The sequence below is a fragment of the Prevotellamassilia timonensis genome (assembly GCF_900106785.1).
GTDB lineage: Bacteria > Bacteroidota > Bacteroidia > Bacteroidales > Bacteroidaceae > Alloprevotella > Alloprevotella timonensis.
The window spans coordinates 164,791-181,670 of sequence record NZ_LT629843.1; the positions used below are offsets into that span (position 1 = coordinate 164,791).

Genomic DNA, 16,880 nt, shown 5'->3' on the forward strand with positions numbered 1-16,880 from the left:
ATGTTTGGGAGGCAAATACCCAACATTAGCCAAATGGTAATTCTTTACAATAAACTTTTAGAACTTTTTAAAGTAGGAATGCAAATGAACGATAAAATCAAAGAAAATCTCCTCGACCAATCGTGTGCGCCGACTGACAACCTGCAATCAAATTGGGACAGAATAGACTGGACTAAGGCGGAGCAAGCTGTTAAGAAGCTTCAAGCTCGTATTGTAAAGGCTCAGAAGGAAGGCAGACATAACAAGGTGAAAGCCTTGCAATGGACGCTTACCCACTCTTTTTACGCAAAAGCCTTAGCCGTAAAGAGGGTTACTTCTAACGGGGGTGGTTGTACTCCTGGGGTTGACAAAGAAATATGGGATACCCCTAAAGCTAAAATGCAAGCAATAACCCAACTCAAACGCAGAGGCTACCAGCCAATGCCGCTGAGAAGAGTTCATATCAAGAAGAGCAACGGCAAACTGCGACCGTTGGGAATACCGACAATGAAAGACAGAGCCATGCAAGCACTCTATCTTATGGCATTGGAGCCTGTATCAGAAACTACAGCTGATACTCGTTCATACGGTTTCCGCAAGGAACGCTGCTGTATGGATGCAATACAGCAATGTCATAACATTCTCCGAAAGGGATATTCTCCCGAATGGATTTTGGAGGGTGACATAAAAGGGTGTTTTGACCATATCAGCCATGAGTGGTTACTTGCCAATATCCCAATGGATAAGGCAATACTCCGAAAATGGTTGAAATGTGGCTATGTTTTCAACAAGCAAATGTTCCCGACCGAGGAAGGAACACCGCAAGGTGGTATAATTTCTCCGACACTTGCCAATATGACTTTGGACGGATTGCAGAAAGCTCTTGCAGATAGATATAAGCGCCATCATGTTAATGGTAAGTTGTATTCACCAATGGTGAACCTTGTACGTTATGCGGATGATTTTATCATCACTTGCGAGAACAAGGAAACTCTTGAAAATGAAATCAAGCCATTGGTTGCTGAATTTATGTCTGAAAGAGGTCTGACCTTATCAGAGGAAAAGACGGTGATAACCAACGTGCATGACGGTTTTGATTTTCTTGGCTTTAATATCCGCAAATACGGCAAGGACATATTGACCAAGCCGACAAAGAAATCCGAGAAACGCTTTATGGAGAATATCCGTAAGGTAATTAAGGAGAACAAGGGTTGCAGACAGGAGTCGTTAATCAGAATGTTGAACTCTAAAATCCGAGGATGGGGAGGTTATTATCAGCATGGAGCGACACGTGATTCATTTCACAGAATCGACCATCAGATATTCCTCTCACTATGGCAATGGGCAAAACGCCGTCATTCCAAGAAAGGGAAACGGTGGATAAAAGACCGATATTGGCATGACATTCGAGGGAACAAATGGACTTTCGCTTCAAAATTCAAGAAACCAAACGGAAAGGAAGACCAATTGACATTATTGTCTCTGACTTCATCGTTTCCATTCCTGCAATACACGCAGATTAAAGGAGACATGAACCCGTTTGATGCAGACTGTCGTCTGTACTTCTATAAAAGAAAGAAGTCGAAAATGCTTGTTACGCTAAAAGGACGCAAGTCACTGCTGTACCTATGGGAAAAGCAAGGACGCAAATGTCCTATATGCGGTGAGCCTATTGATACGCACAAGGCATGGAATGTCATGCCAACCGTTCAAAACGGAAAGAAATGCAATCTGTTGGTTCATGATGAATGTTTTAAATTATCCCGCAAATCAAATGGAAACAAGAAGTAGTTTGAGCCGGTCTCTGCATACAAACAGAGGCTTAGAAAAGCTTGAGCCGTATGAGGGGAAACTCTCATGTACGGTTCTTAGGGGGGAAGAGGGCAGCAATGCCCTTGACCTACCCGATCGTCCATCAGATCTTGAACAACGCAATGGTCGTGGAGTTCGTGCTGGCAACGAGATAGCTAAGTTATACGCTGACAATAAGGTGGACATTATCATCTATGCGGTGGAAAAATCACTTGACTCTTACAAGTTCAACCTCCTGCACTGTAAGCAGACATTCATTTCACAGTTGAAAAGCGGTGCGTTGGGAGCGAGAACCATTGACGAGGGAGCGATGGACGAGAAATCGGGCATGAATTTTTCCGAGTATATGGCTATTCTCTCCGGAAATACCGACTTGCTTGACAAGGCGAAGCTGGAGAAGAAGATTGCATCCTTGGAGGGTGAGCGCAAATCGTTTAACAGGGGCAGGCGTGACTCGGAACTGAAACTGAAATCAAAGTCAGAAGAGCTGGACGGCAATCGGACTATACTCAAAGGCATGACAGCGGACTATGACAAGTTTATGAGTCTGGCAAAGAAGGACAAGGACGGGAATATACTCAATCTCATCACCCTTAACGGTCTCGAGTCCAATAATCTGGAAGTGATAGGCAAACAGCTTCAAAGGATGGCAAAAACGGAAAGGACAGATGGGGAATACAAGGAAATAGGTGCAATTTATGGTATCCCTATCAAGGTTGTGAGCGAGACAAGCTTTGAGAGCGGTCTTCCCTTCGTTGATAACCGCTTTGTTGTTGAGGGCCATTACAAGTATCAGTACAACAACGGACATGTCGCCAAGTCGGACCCGATAGCAGCGGCAAACAACTTTCTGAATGCCTTACAGAAGATACCAAGCTACATTGAGCAGTATGATTCAAGATGCAAGGCTTTGGAGAAAGAGATACCGCAACTGGAAGAGATAGCTGGCAAAACTTGGAAGAAAGAGGAAGAACTGAAAGATCTGAAAGCGGAACTGGCGGCGTTGGACAGGAAAATACAGTTAGAATTGGCACCACCACAGGAGCAAGATACTGCTGAAAAACACGAAACAAAGAATATAGAAACAGAACAAAGCATAGTTGGAAAACAAGCACGCTCCTTCTGTCGGTTATGACACCTTATTATATATAGGGGTATCTTGATGTTTTTATCATAATAAGATACCCCTGTTTTTATCTAAAAATGGCGAAATCTTCAATAAATAGCCTTTGAAACAAACTTTTTGGAAATATCACAGCGATATTTAGAATAATTTTCGTACTTTTGCAAGCGTATTCACTTATTTTATAATAATGTATGGCAAAGAAAGATGTAAACAGATTGAAGATAATGTTGGCAGTAACCAAGCGCTCAAACAAGTGGTTGGCAGAAATGTTGGGTAAAGACCAAGCAACCATTTCTAAATGGTGCACCAATACTTGCCAACCAGACTTGGAAACCTTAATACGGATTTCTGATTTGCTGAAAGTGGATGTAAACGATTTGTTGAACAAAGAATGTATCAAAGAATGATGGACGATATATTGAAACAGATAAAGGCTGGCGAGGTGTCGGGGGTGCAGTTCAAGGAACGCATTCTCGACAAATATTACACCGGTGTGGGTAGCGGTATCACTCGTGCACTTGATGAAGATGTTAATGTCACGTTTATGAATAATGACAATATAGCCAAATACATCACCTCCCTTGTTGCAGCAGGATATTTGCAGATGACTAATCCAGATAATCCTACAGCAAGTAATCAAAAATACAAGAAAGTAAACAAAAGATAAGAAGCGTATGGATTCATTATTTCTATTTCAGTTTGCATGCTTCATATTCATGCTCATCAATGCCTTCATCGTAGCACTCTCTCATCTGCATGTAAGATGGGAGAACAAGCGGTATGAGCGTTCTCGATGGATGATCGTTGCTGCCCTGATAGGACTGGCGATACAATATGTGCTGCAGATGACTTTCGGGTTCCGTGCTATGCACGATAATCTGGGGGCGGTCATCAACATCCTCCTCTATACCCCCTGCTTCTCGCTTATCTCCATAGGAATCTACAACATAGAAACCACCCGTGCTAACCTCAGAAAGATGATACTGATGTGCAGTGGTATTTATGCTGCCATCATTGTGGTCTTTTGCGTGGGTATCAATCTCCATCATAGCCTGTATATCAGAGGAGGGCTTTATCTGATGCTGACTCTGTTTTGCGTAAGTGTTTTCTATTGCATATACATGATTATTCAGGAGATGATTAGGCGTAAAAATATGTTGGAGACAATGGCGGCAACTGATTTGTTGCCTTACGTGAAATATTCGCGTGCAAGTGTAATCATTCTATGGCTCGCAGTTCTCGCTATGCCAGTTGCCATCTTTTCTACTACCTTATTATATATAGTAGGTCCAGCCGTATTGCTTGCCTTGCTGTTCTTCAACCTTACGTTTATCGCTCTCGGCAGCAGTTATATTCCAACAGAAGAGCTATTGGATAAAGAAGAGGAAAATCAACGAAGCAGAGAGAAAAAACTTTACATCAATTGTCTGAGGAGCGCAGAAACTTTATCCAAAACAGTCTTGACCAATGGTGTATGGATTTGGGCTATAAGGATTGTAATGTAAACATGTTGACGCTTTCTCGCACACTTTGTATCTCCAAGGATGAGTTATCTGTATTCTTCGACCAGTAACTGAAAACTACATTCAGAATATGGCTTGGTGATATACGTTTCAATGCGGCAAAGAAGATGATGTTTGAATTTCCAGACTATAGTAATGACATTATTTCTGCCGAATGTGGCTTCTCTGCCCGTACCTATCTGTACAGGATATTCAAGTCAAAGGAAGGTTGTACGCCTACCGAATGGCGAGAAGAACAAGTTGCAAATGCAGCCCCAGATGATGAAAAACAGGATTAACCATTTTTCAATAAATACCAGAAAAACGCATAATAAAAGGGAATAAATCGTTAAAATGGGTGTCTACTTCCTACGAAGTAGACACCTAAAACATAGGAAGTAGACACATTGACAGGGGAATGCGCCTCCTTTTTTACATGAAAAACACTATTTTTGTGCCATGAAAGGACGGAGAAAGCCCAAGCTGAATCCGATAGTCGAGCTAAGTGTTAACTTGCATAAGGTTCTTAAACTCTTGGACAAATATACAACCATTCTGCGTCATACTGTATTGTCCTATCTGTCCTATCTAATATTTGTGTGCATTTCGAAATGCACTGATGCGCAGATACATACACTATTTATAACGCAAATATACACACGTTTTGCGGAATACCCATTTTTGGGGGGGGGGTAAAAGTATGTTAATGCGCTTACGATTACCGCTTTTTGTAGTAATGGCGCACTTAATTACATAGCAAGGGCGTGCAATCACTCTACTGCACGCCCTTGTTATTGTAAGGCTTTCACGTTGGTGGAATTAGTAAACAAATTGACAAGTTAACCTGTTAACCAAGAATTCCACCAACAGGTATTTATGTTTGTGCAAATATAGCAACTTTCCGTCTCAGAAGGAAAATATCGGACAAACTTTCCTTCTGGGACGGAAAGTTTGGCGAAATCTTTCCTTGCAGGAAGGAAAGTTGGACCGAAACAGCACAGATACGCAAATGAGCTGATGCCGTAGCGCGTGTGCCAACTGCCGGGTGCTAACGCCTGACAAGCAAGTGAGCAGAGGTGATATTTGTTTACATAATATGTGCTGTACGGCAAAACTATTCTGATATTATTATGGCTCACGGATCACACCGATAACACGGATTTTTTTGCTGCGTGATTTAGCCACACGGAGATGACGGAGTTTACGGATACCGTGAGCATTGCATGCTCACCTCGCTATTTGCCCGCAACGTGCTCGTAGTGAAATACGTGAGCACAGATTATGCAATAAGGCCCACTAACAAACAATAGGCTAACAACGAGCAAGTAGCGAGGTGAGCATGCAATGCTCACTGTATCCGTAAACTCCGTCATCTCCGTGTGGCTAAAGCACGCAGCAAAAAATCAGTGCGATCCGTGCGATCCGTGTGCTGTAATATCATAATAGTTTTACCGTACAACCAATGTATACACAACCATATTCTGCGCCACGTCTTACCCATATTTCTTTAATTGCACTATTTGCTTGCACCTTGCACTTTTTGCCTGCAATGCACTGATTTTCAGTCTGTTACGGTGTGTAGGTAGCATAATTTTTTACCTACACGCTGCCTGCACTTTTCTCTGCACTTATCTGCACACCAACGCTTCCGCCGTTCTGCTATCACGCAGCATGACGCAACGTCCGCACGCGGACGGTTAAACAATTACGGGAGGTAGTCGTTTCGGTTGCTCTAATCCAAAAATCGCTCCCCTTATGCCGAAAAGTGTGAATGGTATGCCCCATCATGCAAACAGGTGCAGACGTGTATAATGAAGAGAGTGCAAGCAAATGTAGATAAGTGCAGACGGTGTGCAGGCAAGTGCAGGTAGTGCAGGCAAAAAGTGTAGGTAGTGCAGGCAAAAAGTGTAGGTAGTGCAGGCAAAAAGTGCAGGTAGTGCAAGCAAAAAGTGCAGGTAGTGCAGGCAGTGTGTAGGCAAAAAATGAGGTTACCTACACTCCGTAATAAATTGATAATCAGTGCAGTGCAGGCAAAAAGTGCAAGATGCAGGCAATTTGCAATATAACCTTTCGGGTGGGTTGCGCGAGTGCTAATATCTGTTTTTGAGATGTAGCCAAGCGAATGAACGCAAGCACGAAACGCTAACTCTAATGGGGGCGACGCGTCCCGCGTCGGGCATTAAGGCAAAGGCTCACTGACTGGCGTGTAATTAGTGTTGTTTAGTATATGGACATTGCATTTTTCCGACGCGAGACGCGTCGCCCCCATTAGAGGTTGAGATTATTGTGCAGACGTCTGCTTATTAACATAAAAGCTGACGCCATAGCGCCACTATTTGCAGCGCTACGGCGTCAGCCTGTCTATTACATTTGCACAAGTGCTCCTTTATAAAGCAAAGGAGGCGAAAACGTGTACAGAGGTCGTTTTAATCTTCGTCGGAACTCCAATTGCTGTCGCTCCACACTTTGTCGTTACTAAATACATCTTCGGTCTTGTTAGAATGCCCAGTATTGAATCTGGGTGATTCGCAAAGGGGTTACAAGGGTTCAAGGTAGCAAACCGAGATGCTCTTGGGTGTTGTATATTGTCGTTTCATTTGTTGTACGTGCAATTAACTTGCAGATGAGTTATTTAATTACTAACTTCTTACCATTATGAATGTAAAGACCACCCTTTACGGGGTTCATCACGCGACGACCTGCGAGGTCGTAAACAGGCGTGTTGACAACAGCATGACTGCCTGTTACCTTATCGACCGCTGTTACCTGGCCAAAGTTAAGGGCGATGGCTGAGCCATAGGCTTCGTCAAAGAAAGCACGGTTTGCAGGGATAGTGGCAACTGTGGGTTCGAAGAAACCTACTTCGCTCAAGTCAGCATTGTTTCGGCCAAACACCAAATAGTTGGTCTGCTTGCCTGCAATGTCTTTGGGCATCAGCGTACCCGTCAAGGCACTTGTCTGAGTTTCGCCCTGACCAATGGTCAGCAGCGCCTTTGCCAAGGCATCGTTGCTTACAAAGAGCACACCGGTTTCAGCAGCAAAGTTCTGAACCTCGCTCATGAGGGTTTGACCATTTTCGGGAATGCCCGCTGTGTATGCCTTGGCACCACTTACGGCACTTACGCCAAAGGGGAGGTAGGCCGTAGCGTATGATTTGTCATTAACCACGTTGAGCTTCAGCTCGAATGAGGTGGCTGGTTCTACAGCCCACGTTGCAGCATCGGCATTGCGCGTTTGGGCGGTTGAAGCAACCACGCGGCCATCGTCCTCCAAATTAATCTGAGCACCGCTCTCGTCACAGAGCACATAACCTTTGACACTGCCATCGGTAAGCTTGCTTATGGTGTACAAGGCACCTTGAGCCTGGTCGGCCATGTCGGTAGTGGCATTGTCGGCCTGCGACTTTAATGCACCGAGATACAACTTGGTGTTGACATTATAGAGTTTGAAGGCTGTGGCGTCGGCCACAAACTTCCAAAGAGCTGAGGCGGTAGAGAGCTTGGCGTTGACTGCCACATTGGCAGTTGCGGCACTGCCGGCAGCGAGCACTCTGAGCGCGTTGCCCGTGTTGCAGTTGGTCAGTGTAAAATAGGTGTTGTCGGCATACTGCCTGGCTTTGTCAACATACGCTTTATAAGCGCCGTCAGACAGTGTGAGGTCGAAGCGCGATGCCTCCCATTGTGCCAATTCGCTGGCACAGAGTTCGGGCACATTGGGCAGGGTGTTGTACAAATCAACCACCTTTTGCTCTGCCACCACCGTCATATAATGCGAAGTGGCCGTGGGGGCATCGGCTATGGCAGCTACGGGAACAAAGTAGAAGGCGTTGCCAATGGTGGCCGTGGTTGAGTTGGCATCAACCTCGGCTTTCAGCATCTTGTCACCAGCGGCCGTTGCACTGTTCCACCACGCATTGCCAGCCTGTCCGTGCAGTTTGACACACACTGCCAACGAACCAGCCTTTACACTTGTTGAAGAGGCCATGTTATAGACCAATGTGGCACCTGATTCTGCGCTTGTGGCGGCATACATGCTGGCACCATCGTTAAAACCTAAGCACTGTGATGTGCCCGCAGCCTTGTTGTAGAATTTGTAGCCAGTGTTTTCGTTGCCCACAATGCACCAGAGTGCCTCGTCGGTAGTGGGCAGCAGGCTGGCGTCGGTGCACAATTTGCCGTTCTGCACATTGGCTGTTGTCAAGTAGCCCGCATTGGGCTGTGCATTATCGGCCACTTTTATCATATACCACTGTGTGTCGTCGGCCCACTTGCCGGCTGCGGGGGCACCCGATACCTTTAAGCCCTGCGGCGTTTCCTGGCCGCTGAGCACAGCCTGACTGAGGTGGAGCGTGCCCTTAGAGGGTATGGCATAAGTGGTCACTTCGTTGCCCATACGCACTGCAACTGTGCGGTCGGCTGGCAAGTTGTTGGTGATGGTCACATCGGTGGCCTTGCCGCCAGCCCAAGTGATGTCAACCGTATAGTTGCCCTGGGCCTTGAGACCCTTCACACTACCATTCTTTTTCCATGCCGAAGGCAGGGCGGGAAGGATTGTGATGACGTCGTCGTAGCTCTGGAGCAGCATTTCGGCCACACCGCTGGTGCAACCATAGTTACCATCGATCTGGAAGGGTGAGTGTGCGTCGAACAGGTTGTAGTAGCAACCACCATAATTGCTCATTTGTACACCGTAAGAGCCAGAGTGCTTCAAAGCGCGCTGCAAGTTGTAGTGAGCCTTGTCACCATCGAGGCAACGGGCGTAGGTGTTTGTCTGCCAGCCCATTGACCAACCGGTCACGTCGCCCTTACGGGCAATCATGCCGTTGTAAGCTGCCTGGAACTGCTTCACGCTGTCAGCGTCTGTGGCAAATGCGCTTACCTGGTTGAAGGGGTAGAGGCACATGAGGTGTGAGAGGTGACGGTGATCGGGATCTGAAAGGGGAAGGTTCTTCCACTCTGAGATGCAGGGCTTGGCCTCTGACCAATTTACACCGCCGGGATTGTAGTTCTCAATCCACACACCCTTGTCAAAGTTGTTGTAAAGGTCTTCGAGCTCAGCCATCTGAGCTGCAGTAACGGGTGATTCGCTACCGAGTTCGGCATAGCCTTCGAACAAGTCCTTCAAGCCCTGATAAGCTGTTTGCTGGGCAAAGGCTGTGATTTGGTTCCATTCACCGTGTTCGGGGCTCCATTCGCCTGTAATTACATACTGGCCATCGGTATTCTTTGTAGCGATGCTCTTGGTAAAGAGGGCATTCTGGTACATTACGGGAAGTGCCTTCTTAAGGAAGTCGCGGTCGAGCGTGTACTTGTAGTAGCGCCACAGGTGGTCGCAATACCAGGCACCGAGTGCCTTCATGTTGCTGTTTTCCCAGGTTGAAGTGCCACCGAAGATGTTGTTCTCAACAGCTATCGTCCAGCCCTTGGCACCACTCTTGACCTTCTGTGCCAAAGCTACCCAGGGAGAATTGGGAGCCGAAGCCAGGTCGATGATGTTGTAGAGGAAGGGCAGGTGCATCTCGCTGAGGTTGGTGGGGTCAGCGGGCCAGTAGTTCATCTGTACGTTGATGTCGGCGTGGATATCGCAGTGCCAGAAGTCGGTGTTCGAGCGGTCGTTCCAGATACCCTGCAAGTTGCTGGGGGCGTGGATTGAACCGTCGAGGTTGGCTGCTACCGTCATGTAACGGCCATACTGGAAGTAGAGGCTCTCGAGGTAGTAAGCATCGGCAGTGCTCTTGTTGGCAGCGGCGGCATTGTAATATGTGAGGAGTCCCTCAGTAGTCTTGTCTGTGCAAGCCTCGGCAATGTTGAGGTCGGCACGGTTCATGTAGCCGCTGAACTTGGCCACGTGGTCATTGAGCAAGGTAGTGTAGTCCTTTGCAGTAGCTGCAGTGAGGCGGCCCTGCACGGTGGCGGCAATGTCGTCGGCAGTGGCACCGCTCTTGCAGCCGGCCTTAGTGGCATCAAAGTCGGTGGCGGCAGCGAGGAACACGTTCACCCATTCTGCGCCAGACACGTGAATGCCCTCATTGTCGGTTGTGATGGTTGCGCCATCGCTGGCGAGTACCTTGTAGGCAGCATTGTACGACACGAGGGTCATCTTGCCGCTGAAGGTTGCACCACCATTGGCGTAAGTCACACTGCCGGCACCAATCTGGTTGTCGGGCATGAAAGTCACCTTCAGGTTGAGCTTGTCGGTACCCTTGGCCTCGTAGTGTGCCACGAGCACCTTGTCGGTGGCTGAAGTGAAGTAGCGGCGGCTGTAAGTGGTGGCATCGTCGCTGCTCTTGTAGTTTACACCACCCACACCATTGATGATGTCGAGGTAGCGCACATAGTCCTTCACAGGCTTGGTGTCGTCGGCAAATGAGAATGCCTTGCTCATGTCGGTCACCATTACAGAACCGAAGTTCTGGTACCAGCCGCGCGAGTTGTTCTCGCCACCGCCATTGCCTGTGCCGCCCTGCCAGAGGGTCTTTTCGTTGAACTGGAGTTCGTCCTTGAAGATGCCGCCGCGTATTGTGGCGCCAAGCTGGCCGTTGCCCAAGGGGAGGGCGTATTCCATCCAGGTGTCGCTCACACCGGTCTTGGCCACGGGCACATTGTACCACAGGGCATACTTGCTGATGTCGGTAGGACGTGTGCCGGGCTGTACAGTGTTGTACTCGGCATAGAGAATGTCGTCAGAGGGCTGTACTTCGGCGAATGTGAAGTTTGAACCTGCGTCACCGCCGTCACCGGCTGCAGTACTGTTCCAAAGACCGAGGTTGTCGCCGCGCTTGTTCCAGTAGTTGTGGGCAGAGCCAGCCAACTTAACCTGGCTTACACCGCTGCCGTCGAGCTTGATAGAACCGTCAAAGTAAGTGGTATAAGTGGCATCGTAGTTTGTGAGGGCCGGGCTCTGCAGGGTGGCGCGGGCATCACCCTCGCTGCCATTGCTGGCGAGCACCTTGCCTGCATTCTTGGCATTGATGAAGCGGTAAGTGCCGTCAGCCATCTTCACCACGTGCCAGCAATAATTGAGACCGGCTACTGAAGAGCCTTTCAACACTACATTGTTGTCCTCAGCGTTAAGATAGCCACCCGAGGCCACCTTGACAGTGTAGTACTTGTTGTAAGCGGCAAGCACATCGGTTGCATCTTCCAAACGGAATTTTGAGGCTTCGGCAGCTGTTTCCCAACGTACCACACCGTTCCAGTTAACCATGTGCAAGGCATTGCGGTTGGCTTCTCCGCCTTCAACATAGATGTTGCAATAACCGTTTTTGCCGGCATAAGCCACGGTGTAAACTTGTGCAGACGCCTTGTCGGCCACGAGGGGGACGCATACGTCATTCTTAGCAGGAATTGCACCTATATACATGCCCGACTCGGCATTCTTTATATAATAGGTGTTGTCCTTGTCGGCCTTTTCAAATACCCAGGCGTGGTTGGCCTGCCAACCGCTCTCATCAGAGCCGAGCACATTGCTGCCGTTCTTCACCTGTGCACTCATGTACATCTTGCTGTGCAGCAAGTTGCCGATGAAGAGTGTCTTGCCGTTGAGGTCGGTGCCAAGCACGCCTTCGGCAGAGTTCAAGCCATCGATTGTGGTCTGCAAATTGGCAATGGCGGTTTCGAGTTCTTCTTTAATGGTGGGAGCCGTAGTGGGCAAGCCATTTATAGTGCTTGAGACGTCATGATAGAAAAACTTTATTCCATTGGCAATCTTAAGTTGTTCTACACAGCCTGCATACTTAATTTGAAGCATCTCTGTCGTTTGCATCGGCGACTCAATGTCTGTAGCCTCGTCAAGTGTGGCCTCCACAATCGCCAGGCAGTTACCATCATCGGCAGTAGCCCAGCTGTTAACTACGCAGCCAGACGCTTCACCGCCACTTGCTTGCATATTGATGGTGTTTGAACCGAGCTTTAACGCCCAAGGATAGTTGGCATTGCCCGTAGCTGCAATTGACAGCTCTGTGTTGGGTGTGCTTTCGTAATTGCCGTTCGACGACACGAATTTTTTGGCACCCACGCTGTAAAGGAAGTGCTTGCCGCCTACTGTGTAGATGGCAAACTGCTGTGCGGCGGCTGTGGCACTGGCAGTACCGGCATCCTTGACGCCAGAACCTGCGCTACCAGCCAGCTTGTCCGTATAGTTTGCACTATACAGCAGATAGCCACGCACACTCTTGATGTTGTAAACTTTGCTATTGCTCAAATTGCTGAGGTTGGTCACCACGTCACCGGCTTCGGCAAAGGCAGCCTGTGGCGGGACGCCCATCAGCAGGGCGAACAACGCAAATAAGAAAAGTGAAAATCTTCTCATAGAGTTTGTTGTGATTGGTAATTATTAGATTGTTGTTGTTTTCATCTGAAGTTCAAATGTCACGCTTACGCATGATTGTCTTAAAAGTTCGGCAAAATTACGAAAAAGCGTTTGATATACAAATACTTAGGTACGGGCTTTAAGCCACATCTGATAAAACAAGCGCAAAGCTGTGTACTTACTATTGACAAATAAGCGCATCACGCCCCATTTTGCAATACAAAATGAGATGCAATGCGCTTATTTATAGGATTTATTAGTTGACAGCGGAACAGGGTGAAGGGGGAACGGGTAAGTTTGACAGATTTCCACACTTTGCCTTTCGGTAGTGCCGGACATACTTACTCGTCAACCCGTCAACTTGTCAACCCTTTTTATTTTCCCAACTTGGCCTCAACCCACTTGCGGGCGTTGACAAAGGCCTCCATCCACGGAGTGATGTCGTCGGCCTGACGGTTTTCGGGATAGTAGGCTGTCTGCCAGGGGAAGAAGGCACGCTCCAAGTGCGGCATCATGGCCAAATGGCGGCCATCGGGGCTGGCAATACCTGCCACACTGTATGACGAGCCATTGGGGTTGCCGGGATAAGCATCGTACGAATACTTGAGCACTACGTTGTAGTCGTCCTCAGGATAAGGCAGGCTGAACTTGCCCTCACCGTGAGCCACCCAGATGCCGAGCTTGTCGCCCGAGAGCGAACCGAACATCACGCTGCGGTTGGTGGGTACCGTCACACCGAGGAAGGCGCTCTCAAACTTGTGCGAGTCGTTGTGCAACATGTGGGCACGCTTCTTGTGGTCGGGGTTGATGAGGTTGAGCTCTACCATAAGCTGGCAACCGTTGCACACACCGAGCGAAAGGGTATCCTCGCGGGCATAGAAGCGGTCGAGGGCTTCCTTGGCCTTGGGGTTGTAAAGGAAGGCACCAGCCCAACCCTTGGCCGAGCCAAGCACGTCGGAGTTAGAGAAACCACCGCAGAACACAATCATGTTCACCTCGTCGAGGGTTTCGCGGCCACTGATAAGGTCGGTCATCATCACGTCCTTCACATCGAAGCCTGCCAAGTAGAGGGCATAGGCCATTTCGCGCTCGCCATTGGTACCCTTCTCACGAATGATGGCTGCCTTGATGCCTGAAGGCTCGCGGCGGTCGGGATTGAGGCCAAACTGGCTGAACTTGCCTGTGAACTCGGGGTGGATATGATACTCAAGCGGCTGCTGCTTGTAGTTTTCGTAACGCTGCTTGGCACAACCGTTCATGCTCTGCTTGGTGTCAAGCAAATATGATGTTTCGTACCACACATCGCGCAGGTAGTCAATGCCAAACTGGTAGGTGGCATCGCCAAGGGTTACCATGATTTGACGCTCCTCGGCGGGTTTACCTATCTTGACATAGCCCACGCCGGCATCGTCGAGCAGGGCCTTGAAGTCCTTTTTGTGCTTGTCGGCCACCTGTACTACCACGCCGGGATTTTCGGCAAAGAGCACGCGTACCAAGTCGTCGGTCTTGAACTTGTCGAGGTTGACGTCGATACCGCCCTCGGTGTTGGCAAAGGTCATTTCGAGCAGGGTGGTGATAAGGCCACCTGCCGAGATGTCGTGACCGGCCATTATCCAGCCCTTCTTAACGAGCTGCTGCACGGCGTTGAATGCCTCGCGGAAATAGTCGGGGTTTTTAACCGTGGGCACATCGCTGCCCACATAGCCCTGGCTCTGCGCAAAGGCTGAGCCGCCAAGACGGAGTTGGTCAAACGAGAAGTCGATGTGATAGAAGGTGCTCTTGGCATCGTTCTTCATCACGGGTGACACCACCTGGCGAATGTCGCTCACCTCGCCACCGGCACTTACGATAACGGTGCCCGGCGAAATGATTTTCTCGCCATTGGGATATTGCTGCGAAAGCGAAAGCGAGTCCTTGCCAGTGGGCACGTTGATTTCGAGTGCGCAACAGAAGTCGCTGAGGGCCTCAACACCCTTGTACAGACGGGCGTCCTCACCCTTCTGGCTGCGGCAGGGCCACATCCAGTTGGCCGAGAGCGACACGCTGTCGAGTCCCTCGCTCAGCGGTGCCCACACAATGTTGGTGAGCGACTCGGCCACTGAGAGCACCGAACCGGCTGCGGGGTCGGCCAAACCAGCCTGGGGCGCATGACCCAAAGCGGTGGCAATGCCCTTGCGGCCACGGTAGTCGAGTGCCACCACGCCACAGTCTGACAACGGCAACTGCACTTCGCCCTGTGTTTGCTGGTGAGCCACCTTACCCGTTACCGAACGGTCAACCTTGTTGGTGAGCCAGTCCTTGCAGGCTACAGCCTCGAGCTGCAGCACGCGGTTAATATAGCTGTCGAGGTGGGTGACATCATAGGTCACGTCCTTGTATTTGCGTTCAACGGTTTCGTCTACCATCACCGTTTTGGGTGAGTGGCCGAACATTTGTGCCACATCGAGGTCGAAGGGACGCTTGCCGTCGCCCTGTACAAACGAGAAGTGTGCGTCGCCAGTGGTTTCGCCCACCACATACATCGGGGCGCGCTCGCGCTCGGCAATTTGACGCACGTGTTCGATGTGCTCCTCTTGTATGAGCAAGCCCATGCGCTCCTGGCTCTCGTTGGCAATGATTTCCTTGGCCGAGAGTGTGGGGTCGCCAATGGGCAACTTGGTCATGTCGATTTGTCCACCGCACTCCTCAACCAACTCGCTCAAGCAGTTAACGTGGCCTGCCGAACCGTGGTCGTGGATAGATACTACGGGGTTGACGTCCTCCTCGCACAAGGCGCGCACCAGGTTGTTGGCACGCTTCTGCATTTCGGGGTTGGCGCGCTGCACGGCGTTGAGTTCGATGCCACTGCTGTAACGGCCGGTGTCGACAGAGCTTACTGAGCCGCCACCGAGACCGATGCGATAGTTGTCGCCACCTACCACAACAACCTTGTTACCCTTCTGCGGGGTGCCTTTCAAGCAGTCGCGCTTGGTGCCGTAGCCCACACCACCTGCCAGCATGATAACCTTGTCGTAGCCATACTTCTCGCCATTCTCCTGATGCTCGAAGGTGAGCACCGAACCGGCAATGAGGGGTTGGCCAAACTTGTTACCAAAGTCTGAGGCGCCATTCGAGGCCTTGATCAATATCTGTTCGGGAGTCTGGTACAACCACTGGCGCACGGGCAGAATGTCCTCCCATTCGCGACCACCGTCAAGGCGCGGATAGGCTGTCATGTAAACTGCCGTACCGGCTATTGGCCATGAGCCGACACCACCGCCCATACGGTCGCGTATTTCGCCACCCGTACCGGTTGACGCACCATTGAAGGGCTCTACGGTGGTGGGGAAGTTGTGCGTCTCGGCCTTGATTGAGATAACGCTCTCTATATCCTTAACGCGGAACCAGTCGCTTGTAGCGTGGTCGGCCGGGGCAAATTGTTCCACTACAGGGCCTTGGGCAAAAGCCACATTGTCCTTGTAGGCCGAAATAATATGGTGTGGGTTCTCCTTGGTCGTCTTCTTAATCATGGCGAAGAGCGACGAAGGCATTTCCTTGCCATCAATGATGAACGAACCACCAAATATTTTGTGACGGCAGTGCTCTGAGTTGATTTGTGCAAAGCCAAACACCTCAGAGTCGGTGAGCTGGCGGCCGAGCTGCTTTTCTACGCCATGCAGATATTCAATTTCGGCAGGCGAAAGTGCAAGGCCTTCTTGCTCGTTGTAGCTCTCGAGGTCTGATATGTACTCAATGGGAGCAGGCTTGATATTGACCGTAAAAATTTCCTGATCAAGACCATTGTACATACGCTGCAACATGGGGTCGTGATCGGCCTCTTCGCTCTTGACAGGGAAATACTCTTCAATACGCGCAATGCCGCGGAGATTCATGTTTTGTGTAATCTCTACGGCATTGGTGCTCCAAGGCGTAATCATTTCACGGCGGGGGCCTACAAACCAGCCTTTCAGCGCGTCAGCCTCTTCAAGCTTGGCACCGCCATAAAGCCAGCACAGTTCTTCCACTTCGTTCTCAGAGAGCTTGTGATCTACCTGAGTGGCAATCACGCTCTTCTGCGGAGTTGTAAAAAACAATATCATATCGTGGTAAGGATTTTGATGATTTTCGATAATGCTGCAAATTTAGGGAAAAAAGCGGAGTGCGCAAAGTAT

General features: G+C 49.4%; 7 protein-coding genes and 1 pseudogene. 6 read left to right on the forward strand and 2 right to left on the reverse strand.

Annotated elements, in window-relative coordinates; genetic code table 11:
• Positions 1-84: 84 nt before the first annotated feature.
• The 6 genes and pseudogenes from ltrA to BQ5453_RS14530 all read left to right on the forward strand — a co-directional run bounded on the left by ltrA (position 85) and on the right by BQ5453_RS14530 (position 4,718).
• Positions 85-1,770 carry a group II intron reverse transcriptase/maturase gene (gene ltrA / locus BQ5453_RS04765; RefSeq protein WP_049702337.1) on the forward strand — a complete coding sequence of 562 codons (1,686 nt, stop codon included), beginning with the start codon at positions 85-87 and terminating at the stop codon, positions 1,768-1,770.
• 103 nt (positions 1,771-1,873) lie between these two features.
• A pseudogene (locus BQ5453_RS04770) lies at positions 1,874-2,884 on the forward strand (DNA methylase); the annotation flags it as partial.
• A gap of 224 nt (positions 2,885-3,108) precedes the next feature.
• Positions 3,109-3,324 (forward strand): helix-turn-helix transcriptional regulator, encoded by a 216-nt coding sequence (locus BQ5453_RS04775; RefSeq protein WP_022251786.1) that lies wholly within the window; start codon positions 3,109-3,111, stop codon positions 3,322-3,324.
• Complete coding sequence (locus BQ5453_RS04780) at positions 3,321-3,584, forward strand: hypothetical protein (RefSeq protein WP_235860032.1); 264 nt, start codon at positions 3,321-3,323, stop codon at positions 3,582-3,584. The genes BQ5453_RS04775 and BQ5453_RS04780 overlap by 4 nt, the downstream gene beginning before the upstream one ends.
• Positions 3,585-3,591: 7 nt before the next feature.
• Positions 3,592-4,422, forward strand: coding sequence for a hypothetical protein (locus BQ5453_RS13920; RefSeq protein ID WP_235860033.1), 831 nt, complete (start codon positions 3,592-3,594; stop codon positions 4,420-4,422).
• A 68-nt stretch (positions 4,423-4,490) separates the two neighbouring features.
• Positions 4,491-4,718: a helix-turn-helix domain-containing protein gene (locus BQ5453_RS14530; RefSeq protein WP_262503122.1), complete on the forward strand. Its 228-nt coding sequence runs from the start codon at positions 4,491-4,493 to the stop codon at positions 4,716-4,718.
• 2,329 nt (positions 4,719-7,047) lie between these two features.
• Here BQ5453_RS14530 and BQ5453_RS04795 read toward each other — a convergent pair.
• Both BQ5453_RS04795 and purL read right to left on the reverse strand, forming a co-directional pair.
• The gene (locus BQ5453_RS04795; protein ID WP_083361125.1) at positions 7,048-12,729 is read right to left on the reverse strand and encodes a glycosyl hydrolase family 95 catalytic domain-containing protein; all 5,682 of its coding nucleotides are present in this window, start codon (positions 12,727-12,729) and stop codon (positions 7,048-7,050) included.
• Between the two features lie 374 nt (positions 12,730-13,103).
• Complete coding sequence (gene purL, locus BQ5453_RS04800; protein WP_071122349.1) at positions 13,104-16,808, reverse strand: phosphoribosylformylglycinamidine synthase; 3,705 nt, start codon at positions 16,806-16,808, stop codon at positions 13,104-13,106.
• Between the last annotated feature and the right edge of the window lie 72 nt (positions 16,809-16,880).

Coding starts and splice junctions, on each gene's coding strand:
- ltrA (WP_049702337.1), top strand. CDS start 85: ATGAACGATAAAATCAAAGAAAATCTCCTCGACCAATCGTGTGCGCCG.
- BQ5453_RS04775 (WP_022251786.1), top strand. CDS start 3,109: ATGGCAAAGAAAGATGTAAACAGATTGAAGATAATGTTGGCAGTAACC.
- BQ5453_RS04780 (WP_235860032.1), top strand. CDS start 3,321: ATGATGGACGATATATTGAAACAGATAAAGGCTGGCGAGGTGTCGGGG.
- BQ5453_RS13920 (WP_235860033.1), top strand. CDS start 3,592: ATGGATTCATTATTTCTATTTCAGTTTGCATGCTTCATATTCATGCTC.
- BQ5453_RS04795 (WP_083361125.1), bottom strand. CDS start 12,729: ATGAGAAGATTTTCACTTTTCTTATTTGCGTTGTTCGCCCTGCTGATG.
- purL (WP_071122349.1), bottom strand. CDS start 16,808: ATGATATTGTTTTTTACAACTCCGCAGAAGAGCGTGATTGCCACTCAG.